2 protein-coding genes are annotated in these 2,069 nt (G+C 69.8%); both read left to right on the forward strand.

Annotated features, from left to right (window positions below; genetic code table 11):
• Positions 1-1,117: Mu transposase domain-containing protein (locus MFF22_RS08345; RefSeq protein ID WP_238248507.1), on the forward strand; the 1,117-nt coding region annotated here is incomplete at its 5' end.
• Entirely contained in the window at positions 1,114-1,938 is an 825-nt protein-coding gene (istB, locus tag MFF22_RS08350; protein ID WP_238248508.1) for an IS21-like element helper ATPase IstB, read from the forward strand. The genes MFF22_RS08345 and istB, both read left to right, overlap by 4 nt.
• The last annotated feature ends 131 nt before the right edge of the window (positions 1,939-2,069 follow it).

Consider the following 2,069-nt stretch of genomic DNA (forward strand, 5'->3'; position numbering starts at 1 on the left):
ACTATCGGACTTCACCGACATGGCCGATCTCGGCGTCACCATCGCCGGCCTGCGCCTCGACCATCGGCTCTACCACTTCCGGCTCGCCTACTCCGGCTTCGAGCACGCCCACGTCGTGCTCGGCGGTGAGAGCTTCGTGGCGCTCGCCGAAGGGCTGCAGAATGCCCTCTGGTCGCTGGGAGGCGTGCCGCGCGAGCACCGCACCGACAGCCTCTCGGCCGCCTTCCGCAACCTCGACGCGGCCGCCCAGGAGGATCTCACCCGCCGCTACGAGGCCCTGTGCGCCCACTACGGCATGACGCCCACCCGCAACAACACCGGCCTCGCCCACGAGAACGGCTCGGTCGAGGGCCCGCACGGCCACCTCAAGCGGGCCATCGCCGACGCGCTCCTGCTGCGCACCAGCACGGACTTCCCCGATCTGACCACCTACCGCACCTTCGTCGACGAGCTCGTCGGACGCCGCAACGCCCGCCAGACCAAGCGTATCGACAGCGAGCGGGCCGTCCTGGCGCGACTGCCCGAGCGGCGCTCGTGCGACTACGAGCAGGTCAGCGTGCGCGTCTCCTCGGCCGGCGGGTTCCGCCTGCGCAAGGTGTTCTATACCGTGCCCTCGCGCCTGATCGGCCACACCCTGCGCGTGCGCCTCTACGACGACCGCCTCGACGTCTTCGTCGGCGGCTCTCACCTCTTCACCCTGCCGCGGGGGCGCGCGCATCCGGACGGACGGCACGATCAGGTCGTCGACTACCATCACGTCATCCACGCCCTCCGGCGCAAGCCGATGGCGCTTCTCAACCTCGTCTACCGCGACCGGCTCTTCCCGCGCGCACCCTACCGGCACGCCTTCGAGGCCTTGCGAGCCTCCCTTCCGGAACGCCAAGCCTGCCGCATCGCCGTCGACCTGCTCGCGCTGGCCCATGACCGCGGCTGCGAGGCCGAACTCGCCGAATGCCTGGCTGTCGAACTCGCCGCCAAGCGCCTGCCCGACCTCGCCGCCCTGCGCGCACGCTTCGCCCCAGATCCGGCTGCCATCCCTCACGTCAACGTCGCCCTCGGCTCGCTGGCGAGCTACGAGAGCCTGCTCGACGCCGCCACGACGGGAGAGGCGGCATGAAGGCCCCGGCCCGCACCACCACCGCGGTCGACACCGCCCGGCTCGGCCTCATGCTCGGCGAGCTGCGCCTGCCGACCATGAAGACCGTCTGGCCTCGCTTTGCCGAACAGGCCGACAAGGAGTGCTGGCCCGCCGCCCGCTTCCTCGCGGCCCTCGCCGAGCACGAGTTGGCTGAGCGCGACAGACGACGCATCGAGCGTCATCTCACCGAGGCGCGCCTGCCGCCGGGCAAGACCCTCGACGGCTTCGACTTCGCTGCTGTGCCGATGCTCTCGAAGGCCCAGGTCATGGCGGTCGCCGCCGGCGACGCCTGGCTCGCGCAGGGCGCCAACCTGCTCCTATTCGGCCCACCCGGCGGCGGGAAGAGCCATCTCGCCGCCGCGATCGGGCTCGCTCTCGTCGAGGGCGGCTTCAAGGTGCTGTTCACCCGCACCACCGACCTCGTCCAGAAGCTGCAAGTCGCCCGGCGCGACCTCGGCTTGGAGGCAGCCATCGGCCGGCTCGATCGCTTCGACCTGCTGATCCTCGACGACCTCGCCTACGTCACCAAGGACCAGGCCGAGACGAGCGTGCTGTTCGAGCTGATCAGCGCCCGCTACGAGCGCCGCTCCCTGATGATCACCGCCAACCAGCCCTTCGGCGAGTGGGGCCGGATTTTCCCCGATCCGGCCATGACGCTCGCTGCCGTCGACCGGCTGGTGCACCATGCCACCATCTTCGAGATGAACGTCGAGAGCTACCGGCGTCGCACGGCCCTGGATCGGAAGCGCGGTCCCGGCCGACCGCCAACCCGCGCGACAATCAAAACCGCCGACGACTGACGCGCCGCGACACGAACCTTACCCAGCGCCACCTTGCGCAGGTCGATCGACCCGCTCATCATCAACCTGCCGCGACACCGGTCTCTCATCCTGATTGTCGCTGGAATCTCATCCAGATCGCCGCGCTACAC

It is taken from the genome of Methylobacterium persicinum, from assembly GCF_022179525.1.
In the GTDB taxonomy this organism is placed as follows: Bacteria; Pseudomonadota; Alphaproteobacteria; order Rhizobiales; family Beijerinckiaceae; genus Methylobacterium; species Methylobacterium persicinum.

What these genes read in the sequence shown, in the direction of transcription:
- istB (WP_238248508.1), top strand. Translation starts at nt 1,114, where the DNA reads ATGAAGGCCCCGGCCCGCACCACCACCGCGGTCGACACCGCCCGGCTC.